Origin of the sequence: Paraburkholderia sp. BL6665CI2N2 (genome assembly GCF_004366535.1) — a bacterium.
Classification (GTDB): Bacteria; Pseudomonadota; Gammaproteobacteria; order Burkholderiales; family Burkholderiaceae; genus Paraburkholderia.
Genome location: NZ_SORC01000001.1, coordinates 7,994,530 through 8,010,001 on the forward strand (window position 1 = coordinate 7,994,530; position 15,472 = coordinate 8,010,001).

A 15,472-nucleotide genomic window follows, 5' to 3' on the forward strand; every position below is an offset into this window, starting at 1 on the left:
CTCCTGCCGCACTGCAACAAATATCAATAAAACGGCCGACTGTTGCATGACGGTCACATGCGCAGTCGCCCAACTTAAAAAGGGCGGCACCGGTCGCCGCACTATTAACAAACCGCACCGTACAGGTGCAATAATGACCCCTTTGCCCGCGACCGTTCGCCGCAGCTCGCCTTCATGACCTCCGTCCAGAAAGCCCTGATTGCGCCCCTTATCGTCGCGTGCGCGATGTTCATGGAAAGCGTCGATGCGAACGTGATCGTGACCGCGCTACCCGCCATGGCGCGCGACTTCGGGCGCGATCCGGTCACGCTGAAAATCGCGGTGACGAGCTACGTGCTGGGACTGGGCGTGTTCATCCCCGTGTGCGGCTGGCTCGCCGACCGGTTCGGCGCACGCACGATCTTCCGCACGGCGATCGGTATCTTCGTGACGGGTTCGCTGCTGTGCGCCGCGTCGAATTCTCTCGCCACCTTCACGCTCGCGCGCTTCGTGCAAGGCGTGGGCGGCGCGATGATGGTGCCGGTCGGGCGGATCATTATCTTTCGCGTGGTGCACAAGGCCGACTTCATCCGCGCGATGAACTATCTGAGCGTTCCCGCGATGCTCGGCCCCGCCGCGGGACCGCTGCTCGGCGGCTTCATCACCACCTATCTGCACTGGCGCCTGATTTTCTTCATCAACGTGCCGATCGGCATCCTCGGCATCTATCTGACCAACAAGCACATCGCCAACACGCGCGAACCGGACCCGGGTCCGCTCGACTGGATCGGTTTTTTTCTGTCGGCGGCGGGTGCGGTGCTGCTTCTGCTCGGGCTGTCGCTGGTCGGCGGCGAACTGATTTCCAACGGCGACGCATTCGGCATGTGCGCGTGCGGCGCGGTTCTGCTCGCGGCCTATGTCGCCTACGCGCAGCGCGTCCCGCTGCCGCTGCTGGACCTGCGCTTTTTCAAGGTGCCCACGTTCCAGGCGAGCGTGCTGGGCGGTTCGTTGTTCCGGATCGGCCTCGGCGCGCTGCCGTTCCTGTTACCGCTGATGCTGCAGGAAGGCCACGGCATGAGCGCGTTCGAATCCGGCCTGATCACCTGCGCGTCCGCATTCGGCGGCATGTTCATGCGCACGGTCGCCTCGAGCGTGCTGCATCGTTTCGGTTTCCGTTCGGTGCTGGTGGTGAACGCCGCATTGTCGGGACTCTCGATCGCTGCGTGCGGACTGTTTTTCCCCGGCACGCCGACCTGGATCATCTGGGTGATCGTGCTGCTCGGCGGCTTCTTCCCGGCGCTGCAATTCACGAGTCTGAACTCGCTCACTTACGCGGAAATCGCGAGCCGCGACGTGGGCCGCGCCACGAGTCTCGGCAGCGTCGTGCAGCAGATGTCGCTCGGCCTCGGCGTCACGATCGGCGGCATCGTACTGCAGATCTCACGCGTGCTGCATGGGCATCCTGGCATCACATGGTCGGATTTCTGGCCGGCGTTTCTGGTGGTGGGACTATGCTCGTTCGCGTCGATTCCGGTCACGTTGCGCATGCCGCGCGGAGCCGGCGAAGAAATCTCGCGCGGTGGCCGGGGCTGACCCGTTCGACTCACGCCTTCTTGCGGATCACGCTCACTTCGCCATTGCGTTCGAGAATCGCCGCGGCCACGTTTTCCATCGAACGTGAGCCGGTTTTCTGCCGCACGCTTTCCTGAATGTCGGTTCGGCTGATCAACGCCGCGTCCATCTCGCGCGCGTTGAACTCACCGTTGCTGAACACCTCGCGTTCGACGCCGCCCACCAGCCGCTCCAACGCGCGCGAGCGCATGCATACCCACGCCAGCGCCCGGTGGCAGACGACGATTGCGAACGACGCCACGACCGTGGCAATAAATGGCGACGCACCGACGATGGCCCGGCTCAACGTCGCGCCGAGCAGGATCACCACCACCGAATCGAATGGCGAGCGTTGTCCGAACGAGCGCCGGCCCGAAATGCGGATCAGCACCAGCGCGATCAGAAACACGACGATCGAGCGAATGGCCATCTGCAGCGGGTCGAGCATCCTGCCTTGACCGAACAACAGCAAGAACGCTTCCATCCTGTCGCCCTCCTGTTCTAGCAGGCGGCGCCCTTATCCGGCGGCCGCCCACGCCGCAAGCGTATCGCCGAAGCCGCCGCGAGCGCGAGCCGCTGCGCGCGCGCTCGTAATCACGCGCGGCGCCGCGCTCCACGCAATGCGCGCGCCAATCGCGATCAGCCGGTCGACCAGCGCCACGTCCTCGCTGCACTTGAGCGGCGGAAAGCCGCCCGCGCGCCGGTAGGCGTCGGCCGACACGCCGAGGTTCGCACCGTGAATATGACGATGACCGTCGGCATCCACGTAAGTCTTGCGGAAGTATTCGCGCACGCTGTGCGGATGCGCGGTCCAGTCGTCGACGGCAATCGAACCGCACACCGCGTCAGCCTCGAGCGAAAGCTGCGCCACCAGCCAGCCCGACGAGACGCGGCTGTCGGCGTCGGTGAACGCGAGCCAGCGCGCGCCGTCCGCCAGCAGGAAGTCCGCGCCCGCCGCGCGCGCAATGCCGACATTGCGCGCCTTCAGCGTCAGCGTCTCGACGCCGTAGGCCCGCGCGATCGCCCCGCTGAAGTCGTCGCATGCGTCGAGCACGACTACGATGCGCACCGTTTCGCCCGCCAGATCCTCGTGGCGCGAGGCCGCGATCAAGGCTGCGAGACAAGGCGCCAGCAACGCCTCTTCGTTATGCGCCGGAACGATCACGCCGATCATAGGAGCCCCTCGCGTTGCGCGACCGAGCGTGCGTCGCGCGACCAGACGTCGATCAGCAGATCTGCTTCATCGTGATGCGCGAGACGCGTGAGGCCGCAGCGTGCGTCGAACAGCGCATGCGCGGCATCGGCGGATTCGAGCGCTTCGGCGAAGGGCCGGCGCCAATGACAGGCGAGCAGCGTGCCGTCCGTGGTGAGGGAGGCGGCGATCCGCGCAGCCAGCGTTTTCAGCTCCGCCGAATCGAGGTAATAGGCGAATTCGCTGATCACGATCAGATCGAACGGGCCGGCCTCGGTCGGCCACTCGCGCGGCACCGTGCGCTGTTCGACGCGGACGTGCGACGCGTCGGCAACGCGCTCGCGTGCAAGCTGCACCGCGCGCTCATGCAGATCCGCCGCGAGCAGCACGTCGCAACGCTTCGCCAGCTCGACGGTCAGTTCGCCGTTGGCGCAGCCGGGTTCGAACGCACTCCGGTAGCGCGGGCGCGGCAGCAACGCGAGCGTCAACGACCGCTTGCGGCTCTCGTACCAGCCTTCGCGCAACTTCCACGGATCGTCGCTGTGTCGATAGAGTTCGTCGAAGTAGGTAGCCGGTGAGCTCATGTCAGCGGCCCTCCGTGTATGGCGTCAGAGCATCCACGGGGCACCTCCGGCATCGGGACCGTCGCGACCGTCGGCGGGTCCCGCCGCGGCGATCAGCTCACCGAGCGCAGCGAGATCGCGCTCCGCGTGGCTCTGCCGCAGGAACACCGGCAGATCCGCCAGCGCACGTGCGAAGCGCGCGTTGCGGCACAACGGGCCGGCGCCGAGCGCACGTGTAGCGTGATTCATCACGGCCGTCGAGGCCTCTTCCACCACCAGGCGCGCGCGCATGGTCTCGCGCTGCGAGTCGGCTAGCGGATTGGCGTCGATGTGCGCGGCGGTCTCGCGCAATACCGCGGCCGCGCCGGCCAATGCCACCTCGACCGCGCCGAGGTGGGCGAACCAATGCGGATCCGCGCGCCGCGTGCACGCGGCGCGCAGCATGTGCGCGATCTGCGTGGCGGCCCCATACCAGCACGCGGCGATTCCGGCGCCGCCGTGCCAGAAGCCGGGACGCCGTACATAGGCATGCGCGCCGCCCACGAGTGTCGCCGATGCCTGGTCGAAACTCACATCGGCGCTTGCCGTGGCTTGCATGCCGACCGCCTGCCACTTCGACGTGTCGATCGAGATGGACGGCTGATTCATTGCGACGGCCGCCAGCACCGGCTCATCGTTCAACCATGCGGTAACAAGCGCATGCGTGACCACACCCGCCCCCGAGCACCACGCTTTCGTGCCGGTAAGGCGAAGGTCCTCGCCATCGCTTCGGATTCCTACCTTGATCGCTTGTACGCGCGCATCGGGCGGCTCGGCGGCCCAGACGCCCCAGCGGCTTCCCGCGGGCGGCGTGGGGCCTTGCAGCTCGGCGAGAATCGCGAGCGCATCCGTGTGTCCTTCAAACAGTTTGACGAGCCCGAGATCGCACGCGGCCACCGCAGCCAGGGTACGCCAGCGCACCAGCGTTTCGCCGTGCCCAGGCAAGGGCATGTCAGGCGCACGGTCGTAGCCGCGCTCGACCAGCGCGCGCAACACGCCGCCGAGCGCGACGGGGTCGTTGGAATCGAAACGCGTATCACGCAGAAAATTTTCGAGCGACGCGGCAGGTTTCGCGTCTTTCCGCGGTCCGCCCGCCCTGACATGGGAATCGCGAGATGCGGTCATGCCGGCGTTTTGCGGCGGCCGCGCGTTGGCGCCGGCCGTACGGCCACGCGTATCGAGCATCGTGCCTCCCTGAAGCTGTTCAATCGACTGCCGGCGGACTCTCAAGGGCCGCCGCGCACAGAAGACCCACAGCAAGCGGCGTGCCTCGAACACCGGACGTCGGAATGCACAACATCTTTCTTCAGGAATCGGGAATGTGCAGGCGCGCAAGCCGTCACACCGCTCTGGTATGAGGGAAGCGCGCCCTGCCTGAACGCTAGTCGGGACCGCGTTCGCTGCGCCGCGCTTCCACGTCGGCCAGCAGCGCATCGAATAATTCGAGTCCAACCGGCTTCACGAGATGCGCATGGAAACCGGCTTCGCGGGTACGCTCGCGATCGCTCGCGTGGCCGAAGCCGGTCATGGCGGCGTACCGTGTATTGGCAAGCGCGGGCATGACGCGCAGCGCCGCAATCGTCTCGTAGCCATCCATTTTCGGCATCGCGATGTCGATCACCGCGAGATGAGGCGCGAAACGCGGCGCGATCAGCACCGCCTGCTCGCCCTCGTAGGCGATGCGCACCTCGTGGCCTTTGAGTTCGAGCAGCATGGCGAGACTGTCGGCCGAATCGCGATTGTCATCGACCAGCAGAATGCGCAGCGGCGCGACTTCGGTGTTCGCCTCGTTCGCTTCATCGCCCGTTGCTTCGGGTGGCGCGGCGGCCAGCGGCAGACTCAGCGTGAAGGTGCTGCCGCAGCCCGGCCCTTCGCTGCTCGCGATAATGCTGCCACCGTGCATCTCGACGAGCGACTTGCACAACGTGAGGCCGATGCCGAGCCCGCCCTCGCCAGTATTCTGCCCGCTCTTTTCCTGAGCGAACAGTTCGAAGATCTTGTCGAGCGAGCGCACTGGAATGCCGCAACCCGCATCGCGCACTTCGAGCACGGCCATCTGGTAGTCGATTCGCGCCGCGACATCGATGGCACTGCCGACCGGCGAGAATTTTGCCGAGTTGTGCAAGAGGTTCTGCAACACCTGCACGAGGCGCGTCATGTCGCCGCGCACGAACACCGGCTCATCGGGCATATGCTGGACGACCCGCTGCTCGTGCGCATCCGTGAACGGCCGGGCCGCCTCGATCGCGCGCGCCATGACCTCGGCCAGATCGACACGGCCGAAGCGCAGCTCGACCTTGTTCGACATGATCCGCCCAACGTCGAGCAGATCGTCGACGAGCCGCGTGAGGTGCGTGACCTGCCGGTCGATCAGGTCGCGCGAACGTGCCACGGTGGGGCTCACACCGGTTTCGAGTTGCATCACGCCGATCGCGTTGCGCACCGGCGCGAGCGGATTGCGCAACTCATGCGCGAGGGTCGCGAGAAACTGGCGCATGCGCTCGCCCGAACGTTCCAGTTCTTCGCGCTGACGCCGTTCGGTCAGATCGCGCGTGACCTTGGCGAAGCCGCGCAGCCGGTTCGATTCGTCATGCACCGCCGTGATGACGACGTTGGCCCAGAAGGTCGTGCCGTCCTTGCGCACGCGCCAGCCTTCGTCCTCGACGTGGCCGAGCTGCCGGGCAATCGCCAGTTCGCGCGCGGGCTTGCCGGCCGCCGCTTCCTCGGGTACGTAGAAGGTCGAGAAATGCCGGCCGACGATTTCCTCGCGCGTATAGCCTTTGATGCGTGCGGCGCCCGAATTCCAGCTCACCACGTAGCCTTGCGGGTCGAGCATGAAGATCGCGTAATCCTTCACGCAGTCGACCAGCAAACGGAAACGCTCTTCGCTTTGCCGCAGCGCTTCCACGTACTCGCGTTGCGCGCTCAAATCGCGCGTGATCTTGGCGAAGCCGGTGAGAATGCCCGCGTCGTTGCGCATCGACGTGATCACGACATTCGACCAGAAGGTCGTGCCGTCCTTGCGCTTGCGCCAGCCTTCGTCCTCGAAACGGCCGGTCAGCGACGCCTGTTGCAGCTCGTAGGCGGGCCAGCCGCGCGCCACGGCTTCCTCGGTATAGAAGCGCGAAAAGTGCTCGCCGACGATCTCCTGCTCTGAGTAACCCGTCAGCTTGTGTCCTCCCGCATTGCAACTCACGATCAGCCCGGTCGGGTCGAGCAGGAAGATCGCATAGTCTTCGATTGCCCGCAGCAGCGCCCAGTAGTCGACCTCGACAGCCGCGCCGGGACGGGCCGCGGCCGGGACTGTCACGGGCTGGCCGTTTTCGCTGGCGGAAGGGACATCAAGCGGTTTCATTGTGGTCGGAAATAAGGGCTACGGCCAAAAGCATACACCGCCAATCACCGGCCGCTTTGCCTATGGTTTCACCTGAGGTCCGCGCGAACGGCCCGACGCCAGAGTCCGCGTCGAGAAAAGCGCTGACGGGATCGCCGGGCCCCGCAATTGCTACTCCGTGATCGCACCATCATCAAACAACAGGAGTCGCAATTGAAACAGGCATTCATCACCCTCGCTCTCAGTGCCGCGCTGGCACTCACCTGCACTGCCGCGCAAGCCGAAGGCTGTACGAAAGGCGCGGTCGTGGGCGGCGTGGCCGGCCACGTCGCGGGTGGCCATGGCGTAGCGGGCGCGGCGGCCGGCTGCGCGGTCGGCCATCACGAGGCCAAGAAGAAGGACAAGGAAGCCAGCGCGGCCGCAGCCGCGAGTCAACCCGCCGGGAAATAAGCGGCGCGTGGAAAAGAGCCGGTAGTGGCCTGCGGTTACTGCCGGCTGGATCAATCAGGAAACCGCTATCTGCGCGAGATGGTCACCCGGCGGCACTGACCTTTTCCGCCAGCTTTGCGTCGTAGCTGGAATGCACGTGCACACGCTTTTTATCCGGATAAGCGTACGAGTACGCTCGGCGCAGCGCCAGCGATGCCTCATGAAAGCCCGACAGAATCAGCTTCTGCTTGTTCGGATAATTGGCGATGTCGCCCACCGCGAAGATACCGGGCCGCGAACTTTCGTAGTTCGACGTATCGACATCGACGCGCCCCGCGTGAATCGATAGCCCCCACTGCGCGATCGGTCCAAGATCGGCAACGAGTCCATAGAGCGCGACAAGATGCTCGGCCGCGAGTTGCGTCTCGCCCTCGATATGTCGCAACGTGATCGACTTCAATGCATCGCCTTCGACGTCGAGCCCCGCAATCGCGCCGACGATAAAGTCCATTTCGCCCGCCTCAACCGCGCGCCGCATCGACGCGACACTCGAATCAGCCGCGCTGAAACCGCTGCGCCGATGCACGAGCGTCACCCGGCGCGCGACCTTGCGCAGCGCCAGCGCCCAGTCGAGCGCGGAATCGCCGCCGCCTGCCACGACCACGACCTTGTCGGCGAAGTCTGCGAGACGCGGCACGCTGTAGTGCACATGACGCGACTCCAGAGGTCCGGCCTCGGCCAGCGCCAGCTTTTGCGGTACGAACGCGCCGTTGCCGGCGGCGACCAGGATCGCCGCGACATTGAACACGAGGCCGCGCCCGGTACGTACCGTCCAGCGTCCGTCGCTGCCCTGCTCGACCGACTCGACCCGTTGTTCGAGATGGATAGGCGGATCGAACGGCTTGCATTGCACCAGCAGTCGCTCGACCAGCTCGCGCGCGGTGCACGACGCAATGGCGGGAATGTCGTAGATCGGCTTGTCAGGATAAAGCTCGATGCATTGGCCGCCGATCTTGTCGAGCCCGTCGACGATCTGGCAGGACAGGCCGATCACGCCCGCCTCGAAAGCGGCGAAAAGCCCCACCGGGCCGGCGCCGACGATTAGGACGTCGGTGCGGATCGGCGGCGGTTGCTGGTCTGCGGCGGAAGTCATGCGTGATCTCTTCGGATGGGTAGATGGGTGAATGACCCACCATACCGAATCGGCCGATGCGCGGCAACGATGCCATTACGGTCGGTAAGGACGCTCGGCGCGCCGCGTGCCCGCCCGCTCACCCCGTCAAAGTGGTTACCTGAAAATAGTAGAAACCGGTCATTTCCCAAAGCCAGTCAGGCGCCTAATCTTCCCTCATCGCATCACGGAATGCGTCCAACCCGACTCAGGAATAAATCATGGAACAACGTCTCGACTTCTACAAAGCCAACCCCGCCGCGATCAAGGCCATGATCGGCGTTGAAGAACGCATCGGCAAATCGGCGCTCGAAAAATCGCTGACCGAACTGGTTCGTCTGCGCGCCTCGCAGATCAACGGCTGCGCATACTGCGTCGACATGCACACTGCCGACGCCCGCAAGGGCGGCGAAACCGACCGCCGTCTGGCCACCGTGGTGGTCTGGCGCGAAACGCCGTTCTTCACGGACCGGGAACGCGCCGCACTCGAATGGACGGAAGCGCTGACGCTGGTATCGCAAGAGCACGTGCCCGACGCCGTTTGGGAAGCGGTGCGCCCGCACTTCAGCGACGAAGAACTGGTCGATTTGACGCTGCTGGTTTCCGCGATCAACGCATGGAACCGCTTCGCGATTTCGTTCCGCAAGCTGCCCGCCTGAGCGGCTCGCGCTCAGAAACAATGCAGTTCAGTCCGCTTCGGTTGGAAAGCGGCGGCACGCACCACGCGGATTCGCTATGCCGATGCGCGATCCTTCGCCGTCATGTCAATGCATGGCGTCGATCCTTGCGCCTCACGCCTGGCCGCTATTCCCCGATCCACGATCCGCGCAGATCGCTGTCGTGCAGCAATTGCAGCAGCGTACCCGCCGGCCGGCTAAGCCGCTTCGCCGCCAGCGCGATGAATTCCACCGATGGCAGCGTCGGCAGACTCGCCGAATTCAGGGGCGCCGCAAGACCGCGTGCCGCCAGATACTGCGGACGAACGGTAATGCCGAGCCCGCCGCGCGCGGCCGCGATGCAACCGGCGTGGCTGCTGCTCGTGCACACCAACTGCCAACTGAATCCCGCCTCAGCGAGCGCGTCGAGGACGACGGCGCGCGTCACGCTCGGTTCGGCGACCAGAATCAGCGGCAAGGGTTGACTCAAATCGACCAGCGTACCGGCGCGCGCCAGCCACTCCAGCCGCCCGGTGAAGAGCGGCACGCCGCGCCTGTCGCCGAGACGGCGCTTGCCGACCAGCAGATCGATCGCCCCGGCGTCGAGCAGCTCATACAGCTTGCCGGTCATGCCGATGGTGATTTCCAGTTCGACATCCGGATGCGCGTCGCGAAACGCGGCCAGTACGGTGGGCAGCGGACCGAGCGCGACGTCGTCCGAAGAACCGAGCCGCACGCGGCCTTTCAGACGCGGCGCGCGAAACTGCGATTCGGCCCGCGCCAGCGCCTGCAGAATCACGCTGGCGTGCGCGAGCATGGCTTCACCGTCCGGCGTCATCGCGAGCGAATGGGTGTCGCGCACGAACAGGCGCCGGCCCACGCTCTGCTCGAGCCGCCGGATGTGTTCGCTGACGCTCGATTGCGTCAAGTCGAGTCGCCGCCCCGCCTCGGTGAAGCTGTGGCAGGCCGCGACGGTCGAAAAAGTTTTGAGCCAGATGGGATTGAGCATGGGGCATTGTCGCGCCGCTCATCGGCAAAGTCGATAACAGTCAATGCCCTTAGTGGGGTTCCCGATTGACGAGGATGTCAATATGATGACTGGGTCGCCCCCACTGGATGCTCGGCGTCGAGACGGCCGTCCATGCCGCCGCCCCGCTGCCCGGTGAAAAGATGACCAAGGATTCTTCCCAGACCGCTTTGCTCTGGATCGTCGCCGCCGGCTTTTTCATGCAGTCGCTCGACACGACGATCGTCAACACCGCATTGCCGTCGATCGCCGCCAGCCTGCACGTCGCACCGCTCGCGATGCAGCCGATCGTGGTCGCGTACACGCTGACCATGGCGATGCTCACGCCCGCCTCGGGCTGGCTCGCCGACCGCTTCGGCACGCGGCGGGTCTACTTCGCCGCCATTCTCGTTTTCGTGCTCGGCTCGATCTGCTGCGCGAGCGCGCACACGCTCGGTCAACTGGTGATGGCGCGCGTGCTGCAAGGCGTGGGCGGCTCGATGCTGCTGCCTATCGGGCGGCTCGCCGTCCTGCGCAGCGTCACGGGCGACCAGTATGTCGCGGCGCTCGCGTTCATTTCGGTGGCCGGGCAACTGGGGCCGATCGTCGGGCCGATGCTCGGCGGCTGGTTCGTTCAGGCGATCACGTGGCACTGGATTTTCCTCATCAACGTGCCGATCGGTGCCGTGGGTCTATATGCAGTGCAGCGCTTCTTGCCATCGCACGGCGAAGCAAAGGCGCCGCCGTTCGACTTCGTCGGCTGCGGGTTGCTCTCGTTGTGCATGATCGCGTTCTCGCTTGCGGTCGATTCGCCGATGCCTACGCACCGCGCGGCATGGTCAGTGGCGCTATTCGCTCTTGCCGTCGCCAGCGCGCTCGCCTACATTCCGCATGCAAAACGCCGCGTCAATCCGCTCTTCAAACTGTCGCTCTTTCGCGAGCCGAATTTCAGCGTGGGCCTGATCGGCAACCTGGTGTGCCGCATCGGTTCGAGTGCCGTGCCGTTTCTCGTGCCCTTGCTGCTGCAATTGCAACTGGGCTACTCGCCGCTGCATTCCGGTCTGATGATGCTGCCCGCGGCTCTCGCCGGCACCATCGCCAAACGCTGGATCGCGCCGCTCGTGCACCGCTATGGCTACGATGCCTTCCTGCTGGTCAACACGATCATTGTCGGTTCGTCGATCGTTGCGTTCGCACTGATTACGCGCGGCACGCCGCTCGTGGTCGAGATCGCGATCCTGGCGGTGTTCGGCGCGGCCAACTCCATGCAATTCGCGGCGATGAACAGCGTCACGCTCAAAGGCCTCTCGCATGAAGACGCCGGCAGCGGCAACAGCCTTTTTTCGATGGTGCAGATGCTGGCCATCGGGCTGGGCGTGTCGATCGGCGGCGGTTTGGTGAATCTCTTCTCGGCGCAAGTCGGATCGGCCGCGCTCGGTTTTCGGCTCGCCTTCGTGTGCGTCGGCGTGATCACGCTGGTGTCGGCGTGGGTGTTTCGTCACCTCGACGAAGCGCCTGCTTCGCGCCCGGTGGGCGGGCAAGCGACGCAAGGCGTGGGCCGCTGATCCAGCGCTTGCGTCAGTCCGGCAAGCGGATGCCGGAAAACCCCGCACACGCCTCGATCAAACGCTCCTGAACGGCAACGTCGTGCACCGCCGGATGCGTCTCGCAGCGCTTCATGTGATAGAAGTACGCGCCGCTGACGGTGGCCTCCGGCTCGTCGCTGACGGCGAGCCATACCTGGGTTTTCGGCGCGGCCTGCAAATCGTCCGGCGCGCCCGGACCACCCATTTTCGTCGCCACCCAACCCGGCTCCAGCGCATTCGACATCACCTGCGGCCAGCGCCGCGCCATCGCGAACGCCAGCAACGCATCGTGCAGCTTCGAGTCCGAGTATGCCGCCGTGCCCCGCCAGGGGCGCCGCTCCCAGGCTAGATCGTCGAGGCTCGCGTCGCCGCTGCGATGGAGCCCGGAGCTCAGATAAACGAGCCGCCGCGGCTTCTGGATCAAGGCGGTGAGAATGTAAGGCGCCAGCGTATTGACCGCGAAGACGTGCGGTAAGCCGTCGACGGTCGCAATCCGGCGCGGTTCCTGATAGCCGACCGCCGCGTTATGGATCACCGCATCGAAACGGCCTAGCTGGTTGACCTGCCCGGCGAGCGCGACCGTGGCCGCGATGCTCGACAGGTCGCCGATCAGCGCGGCTTCCGCTTGCGGTACGGCTTGCAGTGCCTGGTCGGCACGCGCGGCAGTGCGCGCGTGCAACACCACCTGATGGCCGGCCTCGACGAGCAGACGCGCGGCCATTTGACCGAGACCATCGGCGGAACCGGTAATAAAAATGCGCGACATGGCGTGTTCTCCATTATTCAGTCCAACTGAATCCGAATATGCCTGATGCATGACGAGAATCGCATGTCTCGGTGCTTCGGGCGAACGTCAACAGATTAACGCCCGCCGCTCGACTGACGCGATAGCCTGACTGTCATTCCACTCATGACATGACATCATTCGTCCGCCTTACCAGGCGGCGTTTCCGCGAGTCGGCATGTGAATTCAAACGGACTTTCGCGTTAGCATGTCACGAATTAGTAAATAACAAAGGACTATCACATGCCATTTGACGAGCGCATGCTGAACGGCATGGGCGTCTTGACGGCGATTGTCGATTCCGGGAGTTTTGCGGCGGCTGGCGTCGCGCTCGACATGTCGCAATCCGGGGTGAGCCGTTCGGTCGCGCGGCTCGAAGCGCGTCTGGGCATCCGGCTTTTCGACCGCACCACGCGTTCGGTCACGCTGACCGACGAAGGGCGGCGCTTCTACGAACAGATCGTGCCGTTGCTGGGCGGCCTCGAAGAAGCGGCGGCTTCCGCCGCGCAGGGCGCGACCGCCGTGCGCGGACGTTTGCGCGTGAACATGGATCCGTTCTTTTCGCGCCTCGTGCTCGGGCCACGGTTGGGCGGCTTTATCGACAGGCATCCCGATCTGCAACTCGAACTGATCACCCGCGACCAGATGGGCGATCTGGTCGGCGACGGATTCGATCTCGCGATCCGTTTCGGCGATCCGCCGGTATCGACGCTGATCGCGCGCAAACTGCTGGAAACGCGCATTCTCACCGTGGCCGCGCCTGCGTATCTGAAGAAGCACGGGCACCCGGCGAATCCGGCCGAACTCGAAAGCGGCAAGCATGTCTGCATCAAGTTCCGCGATCCGCTCACGGGCTACCCGTTCAGTTGGGAATTTCATCGCGGCCGCAAGAAAATCGCGATCACGCCGCAGGGCCGTTTGACCGTGAACGACGTGGGCACCCTGCATAGCGCTTGCACGACCGGCCAGGGCGTCGCGCAAATTCTCTCGCTCGGCGCCGAGTCGTTGATGGCGAGCGGAAAACTCGTCGAGCTATTTCCCGATTGGGGCGACGAGGTTTATCCGCTGTATGCGCTCTATCCTTCGCGGCATCATCCGCCGGCCAAGGTCCGGGCGTTTTACGATTTCGTCGTCTCGCTGACAGGCGGCGCGCCGCGCGAAACAGCGGCGTGAGCCCGTGTTCGGTCGCGCCCCGCGCGTCGGCACGACGTGCTGCGCCGCGTCAGGAGATCGTGTAACGGTTCTGCGGGCCGCCGAGGTACAGGCCGCGCGCGAGCGTGAGGATCTGCTCGCGATGCTGGTCGAACGCAGCGAGCACCGCCGGTTCGTCTGAGCCCACGCTCGGGCTCAGATTGGAAATCACCGAACGGTTGACGGCGAAAGCGATTTCGCGCGCGTTGTCGTAGCCCCAGAAATTCACGCAGTGATGCGAGGCGTCGTAGCTGCGGCTGGGATTCGGGAAGTTGAGGGACATGTCGTACTCCCGCACTATAGGATTCTCGTTCCACGTTGCGCTGAATGGGGGCACGGGTCAAGGGCTTGTTTGTAATTCCGCGCAGCGATGGCGAGACCCGACCGCAACGCCAGGCACGAGGCCAGGTCTGCCGCTTGCTGCAATGCTCATGTCATCCAACCAGGAGAGGATCATGAGCGAAACCAAGCAGAGCGCCAAAGACAAACCGGCCGACGTCGAACATCCGCAACCCGCCGCGCACAGCGACAACGAAAAGAGCAAGCTGCCCGAACGCGACGACGCAAGCCGCGATCAAGCGCCGTCGGACCGGCCCGGCAAAAAGTGCGGCGAGGGCGAGCCGCCGGTTGGCTGAAATAGTTAGCATCAATCCAGGAGCGGCTTTGCTGTATTTAAACAGCGATGCCGCATAAATTTTTCCCTTCTGACGGCTTTCATAAGCCAAACATTTCTTCCTGTTTTTTACCGATTATTTTTCCCGCGTGATGGACTATTTTTCTGCTTGCAGCGACGTGTGCGCCAGGCGGACCCGCTGCCGCCCCTCATCAGATAACAAAGGCGACGCTTATGTCCATCTCCCCGACTCTCTCCCACCGCCCGAAAGTCTCGATCTGTCTGCCGACCTGCAATCGTCCTGAGCTGATCGCGACGTGCATCGATTCGTGCCTTGCGCAGAGTTACGACAATCTGGAGATCGTGATCGGCGATGACTCGAAAGACGCGCGCACTGCGCGGTTGATCGCAGCCCGCTACGCGCGCGAACCGCGCGTGCGCTACGTGAAAAATCAGCCGCCGCTCGGCCAGGCGCGCAATGTCGCGAGCCTGTTCGAGCGCGCACGCGGCGACAAAATCCTGCTGATCCACGACGACGACCTGCTCACCACGGACGGCGTCGACAAGCTCGTGTCGCTATGGACGCTTTACCCGCTGCTCGAGGCGGCATTCGGCGATCAGTATGAAGCCGATCACGGCGGCGCCATCGACTTCCAGGCGAGCGCGGACCTGAACGCCGCATTCCGGCGTACGAAGGACGCCGAAGGCCTGCAGTCCCTGCCGGGCCGAACCGGTCTGGTCCAGATGTTTCCGAATAACGGCTGGATGGCCAACGCCGAACTGGTGAAGCGGATCGGCTACCCGGAAAAGTACGGCGTGTGCTGCGACTTCGTGTTCGGCACCGAACTCTGTCTCGCCGCGCGCGAGGTGTTCTATCTGCACGACTATGTTTCGGTGTATCGAAAGACGGCAAGCTCGATCTCGCATAGCACGCGCGGCACAGCGGTCGCGGCGACGGTCAGCGCGTATGCGTACGTCAAGGCGTTGCGGCTGCCGGCGCAACTGGAGCCGTCGCGCAAGCTGGCATTGCGCCGGCTCGCGCCGATCGTGGTGTCCATCCACGCCAGGAATCGTCAGGTGCTCGCAGGGTTCAAGGTGGCCTGCACGCATCTGTTCGCGTACAACTACGGCTTGAGCGCACGGTTTTACTATCATCTTCTGATGCTTGCGCGTGGCGCGCTCAGCGCGCCTCAGCAGGCCGTCGCGGCGGCCGCGAGCGCCGCGGTGGCGGCCGCACCCGTGGTGGCAGCGGATCCGGCCGCCGTGGTGAAGGAACTCGTCTCCGAACTGGTCAGCGATCGTTCGGAACCGGTCTGAC

At 64.7% G+C, this 15,472-nt stretch carries 16 protein-coding genes; 7 read left to right on the forward strand and 9 right to left on the reverse strand.

Annotation, left to right across the window (positions count from 1 at the left end; all coding sequences use genetic code 11):
* Positions 1–174 precede the first annotated feature (174 nt).
* On the forward strand, positions 175–1,572 hold the full coding sequence (locus tag B0G81_RS35875; protein ID WP_134142283.1) for an MFS transporter: 1,398 nt from the start codon (positions 175–177) through the stop codon (positions 1,570–1,572).
* Between the two features lie 10 nt (positions 1,573–1,582).
* Here B0G81_RS35875 and B0G81_RS35880 read toward each other — a convergent pair whose 3' ends face one another.
* The 5 genes from B0G81_RS35880 to B0G81_RS35900 form a co-directional block, all read right to left on the reverse strand.
* Complete coding sequence (locus B0G81_RS35880) at positions 1,583–2,074, reverse strand: YetF domain-containing protein (protein WP_134142285.1); 492 nt, start codon at positions 2,072–2,074, stop codon at positions 1,583–1,585.
* A 33-nt stretch (positions 2,075–2,107) separates the two neighbouring features.
* Positions 2,108–2,764, reverse strand: a complete 657-nt coding sequence (locus B0G81_RS35885; RefSeq protein WP_116117133.1) for a glycosyltransferase — start codon at positions 2,762–2,764, stop codon at positions 2,108–2,110.
* Positions 2,761–3,366: an SAM-dependent methyltransferase gene (locus B0G81_RS35890; RefSeq protein WP_134142287.1), complete on the reverse strand. Its 606-nt coding sequence runs from the start codon at positions 3,364–3,366 to the stop codon at positions 2,761–2,763. The genes B0G81_RS35885 and B0G81_RS35890 overlap by 4 nt, the downstream gene beginning before the upstream one ends.
* 24 nt (positions 3,367–3,390) lie before the next feature.
* Positions 3,391–4,569, reverse strand: a complete 1,179-nt coding sequence (locus B0G81_RS35895) for an acyl-CoA/acyl-ACP dehydrogenase (RefSeq protein WP_134142289.1) — start codon at positions 4,567–4,569, stop codon at positions 3,391–3,393.
* A gap of 196 nt (positions 4,570–4,765) precedes the next feature.
* Positions 4,766–6,739 (reverse strand): PAS domain S-box protein, encoded by a 1,974-nt coding sequence (locus B0G81_RS35900; RefSeq protein ID WP_134142291.1) that lies wholly within the window; start codon positions 6,737–6,739, stop codon positions 4,766–4,768.
* Between the two features lie 192 nt (positions 6,740–6,931).
* Between B0G81_RS35900 and B0G81_RS35905 the strand changes: the two genes are divergently transcribed.
* Positions 6,932–7,168 (forward strand): hypothetical protein, encoded by a 237-nt coding sequence (locus B0G81_RS35905; RefSeq protein ID WP_116117137.1) that lies wholly within the window; start codon positions 6,932–6,934, stop codon positions 7,166–7,168.
* 82 nt (positions 7,169–7,250) lie between these two features.
* Here the strand turns inward: B0G81_RS35905 and B0G81_RS35910 are convergent, their stop codons facing one another.
* Positions 7,251–8,300, reverse strand: coding sequence for an NAD(P)/FAD-dependent oxidoreductase (locus tag B0G81_RS35910; RefSeq protein ID WP_134142293.1), 1,050 nt, complete (start codon positions 8,298–8,300; stop codon positions 7,251–7,253).
* Positions 8,301–8,539: 239 nt separating this feature from the next.
* On the opposite strand from B0G81_RS35910, the gene B0G81_RS35915 reads away from it, so the two are divergent.
* A complete protein-coding gene (locus tag B0G81_RS35915) occupies positions 8,540–8,977 on the forward strand; it encodes a carboxymuconolactone decarboxylase family protein (protein WP_116141740.1) in 438 nt (145 codons plus the stop codon).
* A gap of 145 nt (positions 8,978–9,122) precedes the next feature.
* On the opposite strand, the gene B0G81_RS35920 is transcribed toward B0G81_RS35915, so the two are convergent.
* Positions 9,123–9,983, reverse strand: coding sequence for a LysR substrate-binding domain-containing protein (locus B0G81_RS35920; protein ID WP_134142295.1), 861 nt, complete (start codon positions 9,981–9,983; stop codon positions 9,123–9,125).
* A gap of 161 nt (positions 9,984–10,144) precedes the next feature.
* Between B0G81_RS35920 and B0G81_RS35925 the strand changes: the two genes are divergently transcribed.
* On the forward strand, positions 10,145–11,545 hold the full coding sequence (locus B0G81_RS35925; protein WP_134142296.1) for a DHA2 family efflux MFS transporter permease subunit: 1,401 nt from the start codon (positions 10,145–10,147) through the stop codon (positions 11,543–11,545).
* Between the two features lie 13 nt (positions 11,546–11,558).
* On the opposite strand, the gene B0G81_RS35930 is transcribed toward B0G81_RS35925, so the two are convergent.
* Positions 11,559–12,332 carry an SDR family NAD(P)-dependent oxidoreductase gene (locus B0G81_RS35930; protein WP_134142298.1) on the reverse strand — a complete coding sequence of 258 codons (774 nt, stop codon included), beginning with the start codon at positions 12,330–12,332 and terminating at the stop codon, positions 11,559–11,561.
* Between the two features lie 261 nt (positions 12,333–12,593).
* On the opposite strand from B0G81_RS35930, the gene B0G81_RS35935 reads away from it, so the two are divergent.
* Complete coding sequence (locus tag B0G81_RS35935; protein ID WP_134142300.1) at positions 12,594–13,523, forward strand: LysR family transcriptional regulator; 930 nt, start codon at positions 12,594–12,596, stop codon at positions 13,521–13,523.
* A gap of 49 nt (positions 13,524–13,572) precedes the next feature.
* On the opposite strand, the gene B0G81_RS35940 is transcribed toward B0G81_RS35935, so the two are convergent.
* Positions 13,573–13,824 carry a DUF1488 domain-containing protein gene (locus B0G81_RS35940; protein WP_106284301.1) on the reverse strand — a complete coding sequence of 84 codons (252 nt, stop codon included), beginning with the start codon at positions 13,822–13,824 and terminating at the stop codon, positions 13,573–13,575.
* Between the two features lie 172 nt (positions 13,825–13,996).
* On the opposite strand from B0G81_RS35940, the gene B0G81_RS35945 reads away from it, so the two are divergent.
* Both B0G81_RS35945 and B0G81_RS35950 read left to right on the forward strand, forming a co-directional pair.
* Positions 13,997–14,176: a hypothetical protein gene (locus B0G81_RS35945; protein WP_134142302.1), complete on the forward strand. Its 180-nt coding sequence runs from the start codon at positions 13,997–13,999 to the stop codon at positions 14,174–14,176.
* A 212-nt stretch (positions 14,177–14,388) separates the two neighbouring features.
* Positions 14,389–15,471, forward strand: a complete 1,083-nt coding sequence (locus tag B0G81_RS35950) for a glycosyltransferase family 2 protein (protein ID WP_134142304.1) — start codon at positions 14,389–14,391, stop codon at positions 15,469–15,471.
* The last annotated feature ends 1 nt before the right edge of the window (position 15,472 follow it).